Source organism: Gordonia sp. NPDC003429 (assembly GCF_053588575.1).
In genome coordinates, this window is the sequence record NZ_JBSFQF010000003.1 from 175141 (window position 1) to 192913 (window position 17773).

General features: G+C 66.0%; 14 protein-coding genes and 1 tRNA gene. 9 read left to right on the top strand and 6 right to left on the bottom strand.

The window, feature by feature from the left end; translation table 11 throughout:
- Window positions 1-54 precede the first annotated feature (54 nt).
- From ACWDSI_RS06135 to ACWDSI_RS06145, 3 genes are all read left to right on the top strand, one after another.
- Complete coding sequence (locus ACWDSI_RS06135; RefSeq protein WP_449755980.1) at window positions 55-5211, top strand: HAD-IC family P-type ATPase; 5157 nt, start codon at window positions 55-57, stop codon at window positions 5209-5211.
- Between the two features lie 66 nt (window positions 5212-5277).
- Entirely contained in the window at window positions 5278-5598 is a 321-nt protein-coding gene (locus ACWDSI_RS06140; RefSeq protein WP_449747398.1) for an ArsR/SmtB family transcription factor, read from the top strand.
- A gap of 5 nt (window positions 5599-5603) precedes the next feature.
- Complete coding sequence (locus ACWDSI_RS06145) at window positions 5604-6089, top strand: SRPBCC family protein (protein ID WP_449747256.1); 486 nt, start codon at window positions 5604-5606, stop codon at window positions 6087-6089.
- A gap of 76 nt (window positions 6090-6165) precedes the next feature.
- Here ACWDSI_RS06145 and ACWDSI_RS06150 read toward each other — a convergent pair whose 3' ends face one another.
- Together ACWDSI_RS06150 and ACWDSI_RS06155 are read right to left on the bottom strand one after the other, a co-directional pair.
- Window positions 6166-6510, bottom strand: coding sequence for a hypothetical protein (locus ACWDSI_RS06150; protein WP_449755981.1), 345 nt, complete (start codon window positions 6508-6510; stop codon window positions 6166-6168).
- 71 nt (window positions 6511-6581) lie between these two features.
- The gene (locus ACWDSI_RS06155; RefSeq protein WP_449747254.1) at window positions 6582-7055 is read right to left on the bottom strand and encodes a MarR family winged helix-turn-helix transcriptional regulator; all 474 of its coding nucleotides are present in this window, start codon (window positions 7053-7055) and stop codon (window positions 6582-6584) included.
- A gap of 80 nt (window positions 7056-7135) precedes the next feature.
- Here ACWDSI_RS06155 and ACWDSI_RS06160 point away from each other — a divergent pair, with 80 nt between their 5' ends.
- A complete protein-coding gene (locus ACWDSI_RS06160) occupies window positions 7136-8944 on the top strand; it encodes an ABC transporter ATP-binding protein (protein ID WP_449747253.1) in 1809 nt (602 codons plus the stop codon).
- 73 nt (window positions 8945-9017) lie between these two features.
- Here ACWDSI_RS06160 and ACWDSI_RS06165 read toward each other — a convergent pair whose 3' ends face one another.
- Window positions 9018-9782 (bottom strand): LysR family substrate-binding domain-containing protein, encoded by a 765-nt coding sequence (locus ACWDSI_RS06165; RefSeq protein ID WP_449747252.1) that lies wholly within the window; start codon window positions 9780-9782, stop codon window positions 9018-9020.
- 49 nt (window positions 9783-9831) lie between these two features.
- Between ACWDSI_RS06165 and ACWDSI_RS06170 the strand changes: the two genes are divergently transcribed.
- From ACWDSI_RS06170 to ACWDSI_RS06185, 4 genes are all read left to right on the top strand, one after another.
- Entirely contained in the window at window positions 9832-10215 is a 384-nt protein-coding gene (locus ACWDSI_RS06170) for a DUF5997 family protein (protein WP_449747397.1), read from the top strand.
- 357 nt (window positions 10216-10572) lie between these two features.
- Entirely contained in the window at window positions 10573-11223 is a 651-nt protein-coding gene (locus tag ACWDSI_RS06175; protein ID WP_449747396.1) for an Abi family protein, read from the top strand.
- A 431-nt stretch (window positions 11224-11654) separates the two neighbouring features.
- Entirely contained in the window at window positions 11655-13133 is a 1479-nt protein-coding gene (locus ACWDSI_RS06180) for a hypothetical protein (protein WP_449747251.1), read from the top strand.
- Between the two features lie 401 nt (window positions 13134-13534).
- On the top strand, window positions 13535-14695 hold the full coding sequence (locus ACWDSI_RS06185; RefSeq protein WP_449748515.1) for an IS481 family transposase: 1161 nt from the start codon (window positions 13535-13537) through the stop codon (window positions 14693-14695).
- 64 nt (window positions 14696-14759) lie between these two features.
- Here ACWDSI_RS06185 and ACWDSI_RS06190 read toward each other — a convergent pair.
- Window positions 14760-14845 (bottom strand) — tRNA-Ser (locus ACWDSI_RS06190).
- A gap of 78 nt (window positions 14846-14923) precedes the next feature.
- Here ACWDSI_RS06190 and ACWDSI_RS06195 point away from each other — a divergent pair.
- A complete protein-coding gene (locus ACWDSI_RS06195; RefSeq protein WP_449755982.1) occupies window positions 14924-15895 on the top strand; it encodes an NAD(P)H-quinone oxidoreductase in 972 nt (323 codons plus the stop codon).
- Window positions 15896-15921: 26 nt separating this feature from the next.
- On the opposite strand, the gene ACWDSI_RS06200 is transcribed toward ACWDSI_RS06195, so the two are convergent.
- Together ACWDSI_RS06200 and ACWDSI_RS06205 are read right to left on the bottom strand one after the other, a co-directional pair.
- Window positions 15922-16437, bottom strand: a complete 516-nt coding sequence (locus ACWDSI_RS06200) for a MarR family winged helix-turn-helix transcriptional regulator (protein ID WP_449748513.1) — start codon at window positions 16435-16437, stop codon at window positions 15922-15924.
- A gap of 81 nt (window positions 16438-16518) precedes the next feature.
- On the bottom strand, window positions 16519-17715 hold the full coding sequence (locus ACWDSI_RS06205) for a cysteine desulfurase-like protein (RefSeq protein ID WP_449755983.1): 1197 nt from the start codon (window positions 17713-17715) through the stop codon (window positions 16519-16521).
- Between the last annotated feature and the right edge of the window lie 58 nt (window positions 17716-17773).

Genomic DNA, 17773 nt, shown 5'->3' on the forward strand with positions numbered 1-17773 from the left:
TGACCTGGGCGGGCACGGGCCGTAAAGTCGAAAGAGGAGGGTGTTATGTCGGTGATGTCGGTTTCTGCGAGAGCGACCCGGATAGCGGTCGGCGCCACGCTGCTCGGCGCGGGTGCCGCGGTCAGGGCCGGACGGTCGGCCGGGGATGCCGTCGCCGACGCGATCACCTCGTCGTCCGACGAGATCCGTTCAGCCCTTGGGACTTCGGCGGCGATGGTCGCCGAGGCGATGGGGGCGTCACCGGCCCGGCGAGTCACCGAAACCCCCGACACGCGATGGATCGAGGTCCGCGGGCTCGACAGCGATTTCGACGCGGTGTCGGCCGCGGTGCACGAGTCACTCACCGACCTGCCCGGGGTGACCGACGTCCACGTCAATGGTCCGCTCTCGCGGGTGATCGTGTCCGTGGCCGCCGGCGGACCGTCGGCCACCGAACTCGCCACGGTTGTCGCCGAGGCGGAGCGTCGTGCGCTTCCCGGTGCACAGCCGCGCCCCACGGCGCTGCCGTCGCTGCCCGGCGATGCCACCGTGCTCGCCGCGGATCTCGTCGGCACCGGGGTGTCGGGGATGTTCCTCGCCGCGTCCGTCGTCACCACCGTGTTCCCGGTGGTCCGGCTCTCTCAGGTGGTCGCAGCCCCGATCACCGTCGCCAACTTCCACCCGCGCGTGCGCGGCGCGCTGGAGCACCGGCTGGGCGACGAGGGCGCCGAACTGCTGTTGTCGACGCTGCAGGCGGCCGCTGCGGCCGCCACTGCCTCGCCGACCAGTGCCCTGGTGACCACGTGCGCACAGGCGATCCGCACCGTCGAGACCCTCAACGGGATGCGCGCCTGGCAACGCGTCGAGCCGCGACTTGCCGCCCACGCCCGCAAGTTCGACCAGATCCCGACGCCGTCGGTTCGTCCCTCCCGACCGACCGAGAACAGCGGTCGGCCGCGCGAGGAGATCGCGATGGACGCCGGGCTGGCCGGGGCCGCCATACTCGCGGTGGCCGCCGATCTGATGACCGCCGCCAAGGCGGCCGTGGTGGCCGCGCCGCGCCCGGCGCGCAGTGTGCATGAGACCTTCGGCGCGTCGGTCGGCCGTGGCCTGCACCAGCGCGAGGGAGCGTTGGTGATGAATCCGCGCGCACTGCGCCGCCTGGACGAGGTGGACACGCTGCTGGTGGATCCGCGTGTGCTCTTCACCAATGAGTTGGCTGTCACTCGCGTTGTCGGCGTGGATGATTCGGCGCGGTCCGCGGCATGGCAGCGGGCCACCGCGGCGCTCGCCGACGGTCGCCTTTCGCCGGGCTGGAACCGGCTTGCCGACATCACCGGCGACGGCGGACATGACCCGGACGCCGACCCGGCAGCACGGGTGCTGGTCAGCCATCTGCGCCGGCCGTTGGCCACCGCCTTACTCGCCGAAGCCCGGCAAGCGGGTGTGCGCGTGGTCGGAATCCACGACGAGGGCTTGCACTCGTTGCTTCAGGGATTCGACGAGATCATGCCCGTCGCAGACGATCTCGAGGCATCGCTGGCATCCTGCGCACAGCAACTGCACGACGACGGCGCCACCCTGGCGCTGCTGACCGTGTCCGGTGACAACGCGATCGAGATCGCCGATCTCAGTATCGGCATGGTGGGCGACGATGCGGCACTGCCGTGGCACGCCGACATCCTGATCCCCGATCTCACCGCCGCCTGGCGGATCGTCCACGCCCTGCCAGCCGCACGAGATGCGTCATTCCGCGGAACCGCGCTGGCCACCGGAGCCTCCCTGCTCGGTGCCCTCATGCTCATCCCGGGTGTTCCGGGCGACGGTCCGACGTCTGTGGCCGCGTCGGCGCTGTACGGTTTCTGGGCCGGGTTCGGTTCGGGCTATCGCGTGTTCACCGACCCCGTCCCGCTCCCCGAGTCGGGGCACGACTGGTACTCGATGCCACTCGACGAGGTGCGTCGGCTATTGCCCCGGCCGGTGCGTGTGCCCGAGCCCAGCGGTCCGATCGAGGTTGCGGCCTCGTCGCCCGCCATTCGCTTCGCCCGCCAAACAGCCTTGCGCGCATGGGGTTTGGGGTCCGATTTCCTACACACGATGAGCGAGGAGCTCGACGATCCGATCACGCCGATCCTGGCCACCGGAGCGGCGGCGAGTGCGCTGCTCGGCTCCCCGCTCGACGCTGCGATGGTCGGCGGGGTACTGGTGTTGAACACGGCGATCTCCGCGCAGCAGTCGCTGCACGCCGAGCGTCTGCTCGACCGCATGCTCGCCCGTCAGGAACCGTTGGCGCGCAGGATGATCGATATCACCGATCCCGACGGCTCAGACGGCTACGACGAGGTGGAATCGAGCCTGCTGCGTCCGGGCGATGTGATCGAGGTGCGATCGGGCGAAGTGGTGCCGGCCGATGGACGCATCCTCGACGCCGACACGGTGGAGGTCGACGAGTCGGCGCTGACCGGCGAATCGCTTCCCGTCGGCAAGAACACTGCCGACACCCCGGGAGCGCCGCTGGCCGAGCGGACCGGAATGATCTTCGCCGGGACCACGGTGGTCGCGGGCAAGGTGCGGGCAATCGTCACTGCGGCCGGACCTGCCACGCAGGTGAGTCGCGCCCTGGCACTCTCGCCGCGCGAGGTACGCACTGTGGGACTGGCCGCCCAACTCGGCGAGATCACCAAACGGGCGTTGCCGTGGAGCCTCACCGGCGGCGCTCTCGTCGGCGTGTTGAGTCTGTTGCGCGGCACTCCCGTCCGCAAGACGGCATCGGAAACGGTGGGCATCTCGGTGGCCGCGGTGCCCGAGGGTCTGCCGCTGGGGGTGACGCTCGCACAGTCGGCGTCGGCGCGCGACCTCACCGGATCGTCGGTCCTGGTGCGCAACGCACGGGCGATCGAGGCGTTCGCCCGTCTGGACACGGTCTGTTTCGACAAGACGGGAACGCTGAGCGAGAACCGCCTGCGGGTGCGTGCGATCTCACCGGCGACCGGCGCCGACGACGACGCCGTGCTCACCGCCGCCGGAGCCACCATGCTGGTGACGAGGTCGGGGACGGTGGAGCACGCCACCGACGCCGCCATCCACCGCGCGGCGGTCGCGGCCGGCCTGGGATACCCCGAACTCGACGCGTTCCTTCCCTTCCAGTCCAACCGGCCGTTCGCGGCGGCGTTGTCCGGGCGTCGTCTGATGGTCAAGGGAGCGCCCGAAACACTGATGGCCGCCGTCGAACCCGGGCAGCGTGCCGAGCTCACCGAGACGTTGCATCGCATGGCGGTCGACGGGCTGCGTGTGCTGACCGTTGCCGAACGCGTGCTGACCGCCGAGCAGGCCGCCGCGGCGAGTGCCGACCCGGATCTGATGGCCGAACTGTGCGCGTCGTCGTTGCACATGCTGGGCGCCATCGGAATGTCGGATACGTTGCGTCCGGGTGCGGCGCCGTTGCTGGCCGAGTTGGCGAGCCGAGGTATCGAGGTGCGGCTGATCACCGGCGATCATCCGGTGACCGCCGCGGTGGTGGCCCGCGACCTCGGCCTGGCGGTGGGCGCCGATCAGGTGATGACCGGAACCGCCTGGGACGAACTCGACGGCGACGGGCGCATTGCGGCCGTGCGTACGCACCAGGTGTTCGCCAGGATGTCGCCCGAGCACAAGGTGCAGGTGGTGCAGGCGCTGGAGTCGGCCGGTCTGGTGACCGCGATGGTGGGCGACGGCGCCAACGACGCCGCCGCGATCCGCGCGGCAGCGGTGGGCGTCGGGGTGGTGTCCGAGGGTAGTGATCCCGCGCGGATGGCCGCTGACGTGATGCTGCTCGACGGCGACATCGCCGCGATGATCCCGGCGCTCGACGAGGGTGAACAGCTGTGGCGGCGGGTGCAGTCGGCGGTGTCGGTGTTGTTGGGGCACAACGTCGGTGAGGTCAGCTTCGCCCTGATCACCACCTTGTTCTCCGGATCGCCCGCGCTCAACGCGCGTCAGATGCTGCTGGTGAACATGCTCACCGACGCGCTGCCCGCCGCAGCGCTGGCGGTGAGCCCACAACGCGATCCGGACGTGCACGGTCCGCATGACGAGTCGACGATCTGGCGTGCGGTGGCGGTGCGCGGGGTGTTCACCACCCTCGGCGCCACGCTGGCGTGGACCTTCGGCCGGCTCAGCGGCCGGGCAGCACGCGCGTCGACGATCGGCCTGGTGGGTCTCGTGGTGACGCAGATGATGGAAACCCTGATGGATTCGCACGGGCCGCTGGTGGTGGCCACCAACGTTGGCACTTTCGTCGTGATGGCGGGAATCATCAGCATTCCCGGCGTCAGCCAGGTGTTCGGATGTACCCCGATCGGACCGGTGGGGTGGGCGCAGGCCTTCGCCGCCGCGTTCATCGCAGCGGGCGTCGCCACGACGATGCCCGGAGTGATCGACCGGCTGGCCGGTGGCCTGCCGGGATCAGTCCTCGATGGTGAGGATCCCGACGCGGACGAGCACGGTGTAGAGGTGCTCGAGCGCGGGAGTGACGAGTCGGACGCCCGAGTCGACGAGAGCCTCGGGTCCGAGAGAGCGGGTGATCTCGTCATGGTCGGTAAGGGTATCCCAACTTCGGCGACCTCCGGAAGTACCGGGGACGACGAATCGGCGAAGAACGAGAAAATAGGGACTTCGGTCCCGGGTGCTGGAGTCCTCGGCGCCGGGGCCACGGCCCTCGGTGATGTCCGCGGCTTTCTCGCCGGGCACCACGATGTGTCCAAGCTCGTCCGCGAGGCGCAGCGGTTCTCCATCAACCTGCCGCTCGTCGGAAAGGTGGCGGTACCGCCGCCCCGACAGCTCGCCTTCTACGGGGTGCTGGCCGCCCTGGCCGCCGGAGGCGCCATCGAATGGCCGGTGGCGATCACGCTGGGGCTCGGCGTCGCAGTGGCAAAGCGCGCCGCAGTGGAGCAGGCGGCGCCGGTGGCGGCCATCGCCCCACCCACCGGTGATGACGAAACACAGAGCGGGACAGTCGAATCCACGCCAGATAGCCCGGCGACGACAGTGAAGAAGGCTGCCGCGAAGAAGGCGGCCGCACCGAAGGCCCCGGCAAAGAAGGCCGCTCCGGCGAAAAAGCGCACCGCCGCCAAGAAGACGGCGGCGAAGAAGACGGCGGCGAAGAAGACGCCCGCCAAGAAGACCACAACCGCCAAGAAGTCGGCAGGAGCCAAGAAGACCGCAGGAGCCAAGCAGGCGAACGAGCAGCAGTAGACACATACAACCAATCGGTTGTATGTTGTGTGGGTGCGCGACACCACCGAGGAACAGGCCGACGCCATGTTCCACGCGCTCGCCGACCGCACCCGCCGCGACATCATGCGTCGGGTTCTGGCCGGTGAGTACTCCGTGTCGACACTGGCAGCTCACTACGACATGAGCTTTGCCGCCGTCCAGAAGCACGTCGCTGTGCTCGAACGTGCCGGTCTACTGACCAAGCACCGTCGGGGTCGAGAACAGATCACCTCCGGTGAAGTGACGGCCGTCCGCGCCGTGTCGGAGATGCTCACCGAACTCGAGCAGATCTGGCGCGGCCGCGTCGAGCGCATCGACGATCTGATCGCCGCGGACCCGCCGCGTGCGACCCCGAATGAGGAGTAGGCCCCATGCCCGTCATCGACGTCACCCAGAATCCCGACCAGCGCTCCCTCACGATGACTGCCGAGTTCGCGGCCCCCGTGGAACGCATCTGGCAGATCTACGCCGACCCCCGTCAGCTCGAAAAGATCTGGGGGCCACCGCAATACCCCGCCACATTCGTCGAACACAGCCTCACACCCGGCGCCCGCGTCACGTACTACATGACCGGACCCGACGGCGAGAAGTTTGCGGGGTACTGGCTCATCGACACCGTCGACGAGCCCAACGGATTCACCTTCCGCGACGGCTTCGCCAACGAGGACTTCACTCCCGTCGATTCACTGCCCATGTCCCACAACGAGTTCTCGTTCGTGGAGAAGGACGGACGTACCGTGGCGACCTACGTCAGCACCTACGAAACCGCCGAGGGCCTGCAGAAGGTGCTCGACATGGGGATGGTCGAGGGAGCAACGCAGGCCACCAACCAGATCGACGAACTGCTGCAAGCCTGATCGGCGCAGCTCGGTGGCCCGCTCGTTCAGCGCGCCGTTCAATCAGCGCGGGCGTTCAATCAGCGCGGGCGTTCAATCAGCGCAGTCGCGTCATCACGAACTTGGCGATCACGCGATTGCCGACGTATTGGGCTCCCGCATATCCGTGTGCGGTGGTGTGCATCTTCAGCCCGTCGCCTCGGCCGAGTTCGACATAGCCGCCGTCGCGCGTCGGGATGATGGGATAGCCCCGCACGCCGGGCCCGGGGCTGAATCGCCCACCGCTGACAGTGGCGGTTGAGCACCACGGCACCGGCACCCGGTTGCCCTGATATTCGGTGTTGCAGTACCGGTAGGTACCCCGGTCGATCTGTGCGTCGGCGTGCCCTGCGCCGAGCAGAATTCCCATCGCGGCCACGCAGCCGACCGTCACGATTGCCATCAGTCTGTTCATAAGACCGGGATTCTGCCAGCGGTCGGGGGTGTCGGCACCGACCTCATCCACAGGTGGCATCAGTGGTGCGGATGCCGCCCGGTTCGACGACCTTCTCCGGCATGGGCGGCGTTGAGTTTGCGGAGCAGTTGCGCGAGGTGCTCACGCTCGTCGGCGTTCAGGACGCCGAAATAGTCGTCGGCCCCGACACCTTGGGCTTGCCGAATTTCTGCGAGCAGGTCGCGGCCGACGTCGGTGGTACGCACACAGCGGGCGCGGCGGTCCTGCTCGTCGGGAACCCGTTCGACGAGGCCGCGCTCCTCGAGACGGTCGATCACTTCGGTGGCCGAGCGCGGCGCGATGCGAAGCTCCTGGGCCACCTCACCGAGCCTGGGGCGCTCGCTGCGCGCAACCACCGTCAGCGCACGCACCTCGTGCGGGGACAGTTCCCACGGGCCGAGCGCGTCGAACCACCGGTGCCGCAGAGCGCGGGCGGTGGTCATGACGAGGTCGCGCAGTGATTCGCGATCGCCGTCGTTGAGGCTTCCGGACATGGTATTGAGCCTACCTCAGCAATCCGCTAGACTGTGCTGAGGAAACCTCAGTAATATTGCGAAGGGAGGGCACTCCACGAATGAGCCCCCGCAACTCGTCACCCGCGACGCGGCGTGATCCCGCCGATCGCGCTCAACTGGCCGACAACCCGGTGAGCCTGCGACGCATCGCCGCACTCTTCAGCCGCTACCGGTTACGCCTCGCCGTCGTGATGGTCCTCATCGTCGCGGCGTCGACCATCACACTCGCCAATCCATTCCTCGTCCGTGCCGTCATCGACACCGCGATCCCCGACAAGAACGTGACGCTGCTGGCCTGGGCGGTGGCCGCGATGATCGGTATCACCGTGGTCAGCTCGGTACTCGGCGTACTGCAGACCTGGATCTCCACCACCGTCGGACAGCAGGTGATGCACGACCTGCGCACCCGCGTCTTCGCCCATCTGCAACGACAGTCGCTGGGCTTCTTCACCCGTACCCGCGGCGGTGAGGTGCAGTCGCGGCTGACCAACGACATCGGCGGCATGCAGACCGTCGTCACCACCACCGCAACCTCGGTGGCCGCCAACGTCACGACCGTGGTGGGCACCGTTGTCGCGATGGTCGCCCTCAGCTGGCAACTCTCGCTGCTCTCGCTCATCGTGCTGCCGCCGGCCATCTGGCTCACCCGCACCGTTGCCCGGATGCGTCGCGAGATCACCACGAAGCGTCAGAGCGCACTCGCCGACATGCAGACCCAGATCGAGGAATCGCTGTCGATCGGCGGCATCCAGCTCAGCAAGACGCTCGGTGCGGGCCCGGCATTGGCGTCACGATTCACCGACACGTCGCATCATTTGGTCGATCTGGAAGTTCGTTCGCAGCTCTCCGGACGCTGGCGGATGGCGACGATGAACATCATCTTCGCCACCATTCCGGCGTTGCTGTACCTGGTGGCCGGGCTCCCGGCGACCTCCGGCGGCATGACCATCGGCACGCTCGTCGCGTTCACCGGCTTGCAGGCCGCGCTGTTCCGGCCGCTCATGAGCCTGCTCGACGTCGGCGTCACGATCACCAGTTCCCTCGCGCTGTTCAGCCGCATCTTCGAGTATCTCGACCTCCCGATGTCCATCGCCGACCCGGAACAGCCTGTGGCGCTGGCCCATCCGCGTGGCGCCGTGAAGTTCGACGACGTGTCGTTCCGATACGAGGGCGCCGAGCGCGACGCGGTACATGGGATCGACATCGATGTTCACGCAGGTGATTCGTTGGCACTGGTCGGCGAAACCGGTTCGGGCAAGACAACTCTCGCATCATTGGTGTCGCGGCTGCACGACGTCGACACCGGTTCGGTGCGCATCGACGGTGTCGACGTGCGCGACATCGCGCTCGCCGACCTCGCACGGATCGTCGGCGTCGTATCGCAGGAGACCTATCTGCTGCACGCGAGCATTCGCGACAATCTCCGCCATGCCCGTCCCGACGCCACCGACGCGCAGATCGAGGCCGCTGCGCGTGCCGCGCAGGTGCACGATCTCATCGCCGGGCTACCCGATGGATACGACACCGTCGTCGGAGCCCGCGGACACCGCTTCTCCGGCGGAGAGAAACAACGAATCGCGCTGGCGCGCACACTGTTGCGCGATCCGCGGATTCTGGTGCTCGACGAGGCGACCAGCGCCCTGGACAACGAGACCGAGCGCGCCGTGCAGGCAGCCGTCGACGCCGCGAGCGCGGGCCGCACCACCATCACCGTCGCGCACCGGCTCTCCACCATCCGCGACGCGGATCAGATCGTGGTGCTCGACCACGGCCGGATCGCCGAACGCGGCACCCACGACGAACTGCTCGCCCGTGGCGGGCGCTATGCACACCTTCTCGCGAGCGGCGAGGCACCGGTGGCCGCGTAGGCCGAGACCCGTGCGCGCACAATTGCCGAGACTTCCGCACGCCTGGGTGCGGGGCTTGATCGATGCGCAGCGGTCAACGAGAGCGATTCGGCTTGCGGCCCTTACCCTTCGGTGTCCGCGGCACCCTTCCCGACGCTTCCCTGGCGGCACGTTTTGCAGCCGCCTTCTCCTTCGCCGACCGCTTCGCCGGGGGGCCGCCCGTTCCACGCGACGAGTTGGGCTTGCGTCCACGAACGATGCCGATGAACTCATCCGCCAACTCCGATGTCGGCTGCGGCCACAAGAGCCCGACGGTACTGGTCGGGAGGCCTGCAACCGGCCGATAATCCAGATCGCGGCGATGATGCAGCCGCGCGAGCGACTGCGGAACCACCAGCAACCCCACCCCCGCCGCCACGAGTTCGATTGCGTCGGAGGTTGTCGCCGGACAATGGTCGACGGCGCGGCCGGGACGATCGTCGATCGCGAGCGGCTCGTCGAGTGGCCAGAGCAGGTTCTCGTCCCCCAGGTCGGACGGCGTCAGGGTGTCCCCGGCGGTGAGTAGGTGATCCTTGGGGATGACCACCACCGTCGTCTCCTCGTACAGCGTGATGGTGTGGTGCGGACCGGGATCGCCGTGCGCGAGCGCGTCGGGGAGTCGGGTGATGGCCATATCGGCGATGCCTGCCCGGATCGCTGCAGCGGTGTCGGCGACGGCGAGCACGGACATCTCCAGCTCGACCGTCGGATGGCGCTCGGACCAGATGCGCACCCACTTCCCCGGCGTGGTGCCGGGTACGTACGCCAGCCGGAAGACCGTCGAGCCGGGCTCGTCGGCGGCATCTGCGGGCGGGCTCATCGGGTTGAGGCTACCCCGGAGATACGCTGCGACCATGAGCTCGCAGTCGATGAAGCCCGCTACCGCCGCCAAGAAGCTCGACATCTACCTGCCGGCGACGCCCGAGGAGTTCCGTTCCGGGACCATCACCCGCGCGGAGCTGGCGGCCATGCAAGCCGATCCGCCCCAGTGGTTACGCGACCTCCGCGCCCACGGCCCGCATCCCAAGAATCTCGTCGCCGCCAAGCTCGGGATCTCCCGGTCCGGCCTGGCCCGCGGTGAGGTCACCGAGGCGCTCACCACCGACGAGATCAATGCGCTCCTTGCGGAGATGCCTGAATGGCTCGAGGCAGAGCGCACCAAACATGTCGAGGTGCTCCGCGAAGAGCGTCGGGTGCGGTCACTGCATGCCGATCAGAAGCGCGAGCGCGAGGAGCACTCGGACGACGCCTGAGGAATCGGCGGACTGCGGAAGCGGAGGCATCGAGACAACCGCCGTGGCCACCCGTGATAACAACGACGACCAGCGCCGGAGGGCCAGGATCCGCCCTCGACGAACTCGAGCTGACTAGGCCCCGTCAGGTAGGCGACCCACCGCGGCGGTAACGGCTCACCGAGCGCCTCCTCGGCAGCGCGCACCTCCTCGAGCGAACCAGCATTGCCCACGCTGTGCCGGCGTGTCCCACACCCGTGCTAGCCTTTAGGTAATCGTTCGGCCCGCACCAGGACTTGTCCTGGGAGCGGGCCGGATTTCTCTCTGTAGGGACATTCAGCGTGACGCGCCCACTCAAGCCCTGGCTGTCGATCGACGATCAGACCCAGCGCTTGGCCGACCGGGGCATGGTCATCGACAGCCACGCACAGGCCGAGCACGCACTGGTGGAACACCGCGAAGGGGCGCATCGGCCGGGCGCGGGGCCGCGACGAGACCGTCGACCATCACGACCAGCACTACGGCGGCGAGATACCGATCTGGGTGCTGACCGACCTGTTGGATTTCTCGGACCTGTCGAAGCTCTACGCCGGCATGGTCGCGGGCGACCAGCGGGCGCTCGCCGAGTGGTTCAGGGTGACGGTGAAACCCGGTGCGTCGAAGTCGGCACGCCAGGCATGGGCGCGAAAGCCTCCGCTGACCAACTGGCTCGAACACATGGCGATCGTGCGCAACATCTGCGCCCACCACGGACGCCTGTGGAACCGCCAGCTCACCCCGCTCGGCGTCCCGGTGCGAATCCAGCACCTGCCGGTATTCGCCGAGCTCGTCCCGACCCTCGACCCCGAACGTCCCGACTTGCACCAGATCGAGCGCGTCTTCGGCACCATCTGCGTCATCGCCTACCTGCTTGAGGCCGTCGAGCCCGGCAGTGGCTGGCGAGCGAGTGTCGATGCGCTCATCGCCGACTCGTTCCCGGCCGGTGCGCACCGCGACCCAACTGAGATGGGTTTCCCCGAGACGACGTAGCCGCTCTCACTCATTCGCCCGACCGACCAACGCGTCGCTGATGCCTACACCCCCGACGATCGGACATACTGTGTCCCTTTGACGCTAGCGACGCCACCCACCACATCGACCGAACCCGCGACTACCAACCACCCCAACGACCACAACCCGCTGAGCCCCCACAAACGCAACAAGTCGCGACACTGCTTGTAAACAATGTCGCGACTCATCACAGTGCGGAAGGAACGTCGTGGCTATCGAACCTCAGTAGTCCGACTGGAAGACTGCTTGACGGGAAGGCTCCAACCGAGCGATCGAGGGCATCGCGATGGACATAATCATGCCGGAAGCCTCTGATGGCCACAGAGACCTATGCACCAGCATGGTGATAGGCAAAAAATGCGTTGTTAGGTTGCTCATGGTGTCGGACTTGAGAGCTAAAGTCCATCATTGTGAAGCAGTCAACGAACTCCATCAAGATTGACCTGCCCCCAGCTGTATACGGCGGCAATCCCGGGGGTTTGCTATCGTATCTTGGGCTCGAAGCTACACACGCGCCACCGAACGGCTCGACTATATGGCAAGTCTCATCGAAGCCGACACAGGAAGTTCTGAAATCGTCGCTGTTGCATGGTCCTCCTCTGAAGAAGAGCCGGTTCGATATCTGCACTATTCCAACTCCAGAGGTGCCGGGCGGCGTTGACGAGAACCTAGGCAGGGAGCTTCGAGAAGATTTCCTTCGGCGATCCGCCGAGAAGACGCTTGGCCTCCAATTTGAAGGAATCTTTCGCGAAGTCATAGCAGCTCCTGACGAAGACGTGCCCGATACAATTCGTATGGGAAGCAATTCACTTGGTTCGTTGATTTTACTTGACAAAAGCGGGTCTGAAACGCTCTTATTTCCTAACCACTCGGTACACGACATTCGCTTGAATCCGATCCTTTATCGATGGGTTAAGATGCCCCAGATATTCTTGCGACTGCGGCACCAATCGGTTGATGAGGCCATCGCCGAACAACAGAGCAACCCTGAAAAAGTCCTCTTCGAGTCATCGGGTGGGCTGCTTGAAGGTGCGGTATTCGGAGGAAGTTACTTCGTGCCGTTGCTCAGCAATCTATTGCCTACAATGTGGGGATTTGGAGTACCCAGAATCGGCCAGGTAATTGTGTATGCGTTCGGCCGTCAAATCTCAGGACATGATCCGGGTTCGGGTCCCGATCGGCTAGATGTGCTAGACCACTTATCCCATCAATCCAACTTATATCCACACAACCAGGAATTCATCGACGAGACTTCGCTACACAAGGCTACATTTTCTGATGCTGTCGAGTGGTGGGCAATGCGAATGAACTACGCTATCCGACAACTTTATGATCCGGTGACGTACGCGGATGCAAATGGGCACTACTCCCCAGGGATGCATCAGAGGTGGATGCTGGATTTCGAACAACTCCTTAGTCGAGTAAGTGCAATATTAAGGTATCCATCCGACCCCACGACTCAACTAATGCTTACATTTACTGCAATGGATATCCTTGGCGATAGCTTCTACGGAGGCAAAGGTGTTGGTGAGCTAATGACACCGCGCGCAGTTGGAAAATGCATATCACGGATCGAGCCACGTTTACCAGAGCGAATAAAGACGTTGGTTATGCTACCTCTAAATAGAGCACACACCGCCACTGAACAAATGTATGAGGGTTTTCTTATGCCCGACTCCGCTACTACGCGCGACGCTCGCCTGAAGAGCTTATGGACTGCGCGGAGAAACGCCACCCACAACTATCGCGAGAATATCAACATACTCTCAGAGCACAATGGCCGAGCACCTGCTGATATCGCTCTCGTTCCACTCGTCTACTTAGTCGATATTCTCGCTAACATCGACAACTTAATGCATCAGGTACGTGCCACAGCTAGCAATCCTTAGTTTTCACTCTGTGACTAACCCTCCCCGTTAATGACCGCATCAACTTCGAGGATGAATAGGCCATACGACGCCTTGACACGTCACGAGCAGGCGAAGCCGAAGAGCAACGACCAGGACGCCGGAACCGACAGCACGAACGCGAGGACCAACAAGGCCGAGCCAATCCCTCGTGGTCAGCGCTACCACCAAACACAACAGGAGCCCAGCCTGACGGCTGTGCTCCTGAGCTTCACCCCTGAACGACGGACACCAGTCCTTTCGTTCGCGCGGGGTTTGAACTACGCGTCTATGGCGGAAGCGGAAGTGTGTGAGTTCACGACATAGGTGACACATGAGTCGAGACATGAGTGACACCAGCGGCGACGGTTGATGAGTCGCGACATGGTTAACACTCCTGATGGATGTCGAAAGCGCGCGTCGTCGTCCTCGAAGTTGTCTCTGGCCGGTTGACGGTCACCGAGGCTGCCCGGACTTACCAGATCTCACGCCAACACATTTACCGCCTGCTCGCTCGCTACCGAGAAGATGGACTCGAGGCGGTCGACCCCCGCTCACGGCGACCACTGAGCAACCCCCGAGGCACCCCGGCAGAGGTCATCGACGCCATCGTGACGCTGCGCATGCAACTGACTCGCGACGGACTCGACGCCGGTCCGCTGACCCTGCAATGGCACCTACGCAATCAACACCTTCCGGTGCCCTCAACCTCTACCATCCGCCGCATCCTGCACGCCCACACACTGGTCACACCCCAACCCCGCAAGCGGCCGAAAAGCTCCTACCGGCGATTCGAAGCCTCCCAACCCAATGAATGCTGGCAATCTGACATGACCCACTGGCGATTGGACGCCGGCGCCGATGTCGAGATCCTGTCCTGGCTCGATGACCACTCCCGCTACCTACTCGGCTGCAGCGCCCACCGACGAGTCAGCGGCCCCGACGTCGTGTCTGGATTCCTGAGCACTGCCGAGCACCACGGCTTCCCGTCCTCCACACTCACCGACAACGGATCGATCTACACCTCACGATTCACCAAAGGACACAACGACTTCGAACGATTACTCGCCAGCCTCTGCATCATCCAGAAGAACGGACACCCCGGCCACCCGCAATCCCAAGGCAAAATCGAGCGATTCCACCGCACACTCAAACTCTGGCTCCACACCCAACCCGCGGCACCAACCATCACCGACCTGCAAACCCAGCTCGACAGCTTCGCCACGATCTTCAACACCCGACGACCCCATCGAGCGCTGCGCCACGTAACGACACCAACCATCGCCTACCACGCTCTACCCAAAGCGCACCCCGCAGCCGACCACCTCGACCACTTCCGTCTACGCCACGACACCGTCGATCAATTCGGCAAACTCACCCTGCGCCACGCCAGCCGACTACACCACCTCGGCATCGGCCGCCAACACGCCGCGACACCAGTCCTGATCCTTGTCACCACCACGGTCATCGTCGTAGCCCGCACCGATCACCGAATCATCGCCAGCCACCACATCGACCCCGACCGCAACTACTGGCCCAACCAACAGAAAAACCCCGGCCGATAGCCGGGGTAAATCTGTAACCGATGACGCGACTCAGGTGTCACAGATGTCGCGACTCATCACACTGCGGAAGCGGAGGGATTTGAACCCCCGGTGCTGTTTAGGCACGCTCGCTTTCAAGGCGAGTGCATTCGGCCGCTCTGCCACGCTTCCCTGCCGGACAAGGGTACGTCAGCGATTTCGGGTAAGACTGCGCGGGCATGATCGCCGACCCCGCCTACCATCGGCTGCATGCGTGCCATCACCGTCGACCCCGACACCTCGCACCTGAACCTGACCGAAGTCCCCGATCCACAGCCCGCTCCCGGCGAGGTGGTGATCGACGTGGTCGCCGCCGGAGTGAACCGCGCCGACCTGCTGCAGCGCCGCGGTCTCTACCCGCCCCCGCTGGGTGCGTCGGAGATCCTCGGGATGGAGGTGTCCGGCCGGATCAGCGAGGTCGGGCCGAATGTGATCGGCTGGCGGGTCGGCGACGAGGTCTGCGCACTGCTCGCGGGCGGCGGGTACGCCGAGCGCGTGGCGGTGGCCACACCGCTGCTGCTACCGATCCCACCGTCGGCGGACCTGGTGTCGGCAGCAGGATTACCCGAGGTGGCCTGCACCGTCGTCTCAAACCTGCTGCTGACTGCCGCGCTCCGCGAGGGTGAGCTGGTCCTCCTCCACGGCGGCTCCAGCGGCATCGGCACCCACGCAATCCAGCTCGCGCACGCGCTCGGAGCGCGGGTCGCGGTCACCGCGCGCACCCCGGAGAAGCTCGAACGCTGCGCCGAACTCGGCGCCGATATCCTCATCGACTACTCCAGCCAGGACTTCGTCGAGATCATCCGCGACGCGGGGGGTGCCGACGTCATCCTCGACATCGTCGGAGCGGCCTACCTCGCCCGGAACGTGGCGGCGCTCGCCACCGGCGGGCGGCTCGTCGTGATCGGCATGCAGGGCGGTGCGAAGGCCGAACTCTCGCTGGCCACACTGCTGAGCAAACGCGCCGCGGTCTTCGGCACCACCTTGCGCTCCCGGCCCCTGGACGGGGCCGACGGCAAGGCAGCGATCGTCGCACGCACCCGCGCCCACACGTGGCCGAAGATCGCCGACGGCCTCATTCGGCCGGTCATCGACTCTGTTTTCGATCTCGCCGACGCCGAGTCCGCGCATGCCCGGCTCGACAGCGGAGAGGCGATCGGCAAGGTGCTGCTCACGGTGTGATGAGTGGAGACCGTTGCCGGCGCGCATCACCTTCGGCGGGCCTGCGACGCGGGATCGCATACGGCAGCGATCTTGGCGAACGCCGCACCGAGCGCGCGGTACTCCTCGGGAGTCAGGGAGTCCACCACGTAGGTCCGGACGAGCTCGTCACGCAGCTCGAGGTGCCGGTCCAGGTTCTGCCGTCCCGCCTCCGTCATCCGCACCAGGCGGTGCCGACCGTCGGTGTCCGACCGCACGCGCACCACGTCACCACTCTCGATGAGCCGGGCGATCTGTCGCGACAACGTGCTCACACCGATGTGGACCGCAGCCGCGAGTTCGCTGATCCCGAACTCGCGACGAGTGCCGAGCACCTCGAGCAGTCGTAGATCCGACACCGACAGACCGCGCGCGCTGAATCCGGCGGCCACCTGCGCCATCAGCGCCCAGCCGCCGTCGACGACCTCAAGCCAGACCGCCACCTCGTCGCCGGTCAGCCGCTCGGAGTTTCCCTGCCCTGCGCTCGTCCGGGCGGATGATTGCTCAGGGCGAATTTCCTCCACGATCTCCAACCTAATAGGCGATGCCGACAAGCGCCGATCCGATTGGATCGAACGACCGACAGTGATGCGGCCTTCGTCACGTTACCCGAGCGACCCCAACGTCCGGATGAGGTGATCGACCTCGTAGGGAGTCGAGTACGGGCCGAGTCCGATGGTCACCGCGCCACCGAAATCGTCGGCACCCATCCGCGCGAGCGCGCGGCACGGCACATCCGCGAGCGCGCAGATCCCGTTGTCTGCCAGCCGCCGCACCACCTTGTCCGCGGGCACCCCGTCGACGGTGAAGCTCACCAAGGGAACCCGGTTCTCCGGCGCCCCGATCACCGACACCTGGTTGAGCTGTTCCAACGAGGACACCAGGTAGAAGCCCAGCCGCTGCAGATACTCGTACACCGACTCCAACGCGGCGACCACCCGGCGCCGACGCTTTCCCACCGTCGACTCGTCAAGCCCGGCAAGGTGTTCCACGGAGGCAACGATGCCTGCCAGTAGTGCCCCCTGATGCGGTTCGGGCTCCAGCCGGCCCGGACCGGAGGCCCGGGGGTCCATCGACATCGGGACCAGCCGATCGATCCGCCGGGGATCACGAAAGACCATCGCACTCATCCGCGGCCCGCCCCACCGCTCGGCGGACACGATCAGCACGTCGGCACCGAGTTCACCGATGTCGAGTGGCATGTAGGGGGCCGCACTGGTCGCATCGACCACCACCAGCGCACCTACGGCGTGGGCGAGTTCGGCGATCGCCCCGACATCGGTGACGGCGCCGAGAACCGACGACGCGAGGCTCACCGCCACCACCGCGGTACGGTCGGTGACCAGTTCGCGGTACTGCCACACGGGCAACTCACCGGTCTCGACGTCGATCTCCGCCCAGTGCGCCCTCCCGCCGTAGCGGTCCACCACACGCAACCACGGCACGATGTTGGGTTCGTCGTCCTGCCGGCTTACCACCACGTCGCCGCCGAGCCACGTATTGGGGGCGATCGACTCGGCCAGGGTCCACACCAGCGCCGACCGCGAGCTCCCGAGCACCACCCCCGCGGGTTGCGCGCAGAGGAGGTCGGCGATCGCCCGGCGGGCACCCGACACGGCCTCGCCGCTGCGCCGCGCGTCGGGGTAGACACCCCCCGGCGCCGACACGAGCTGCCGGAACCCGGTGGACACCGCGGTGGACACCGAATCGGGGATGAGCATGCCGGCCTGCGGATCGAGGTGGATCCAGCCGTCGCCCAGCGTGGGGAACAGCCCCCGCACCGCGGCCACGTCCAGAGTCATGTGGCCCACAGTAGACGTGCGCAATCGGCACGCCGCACGGTTCCCGACAGCGGGGTTC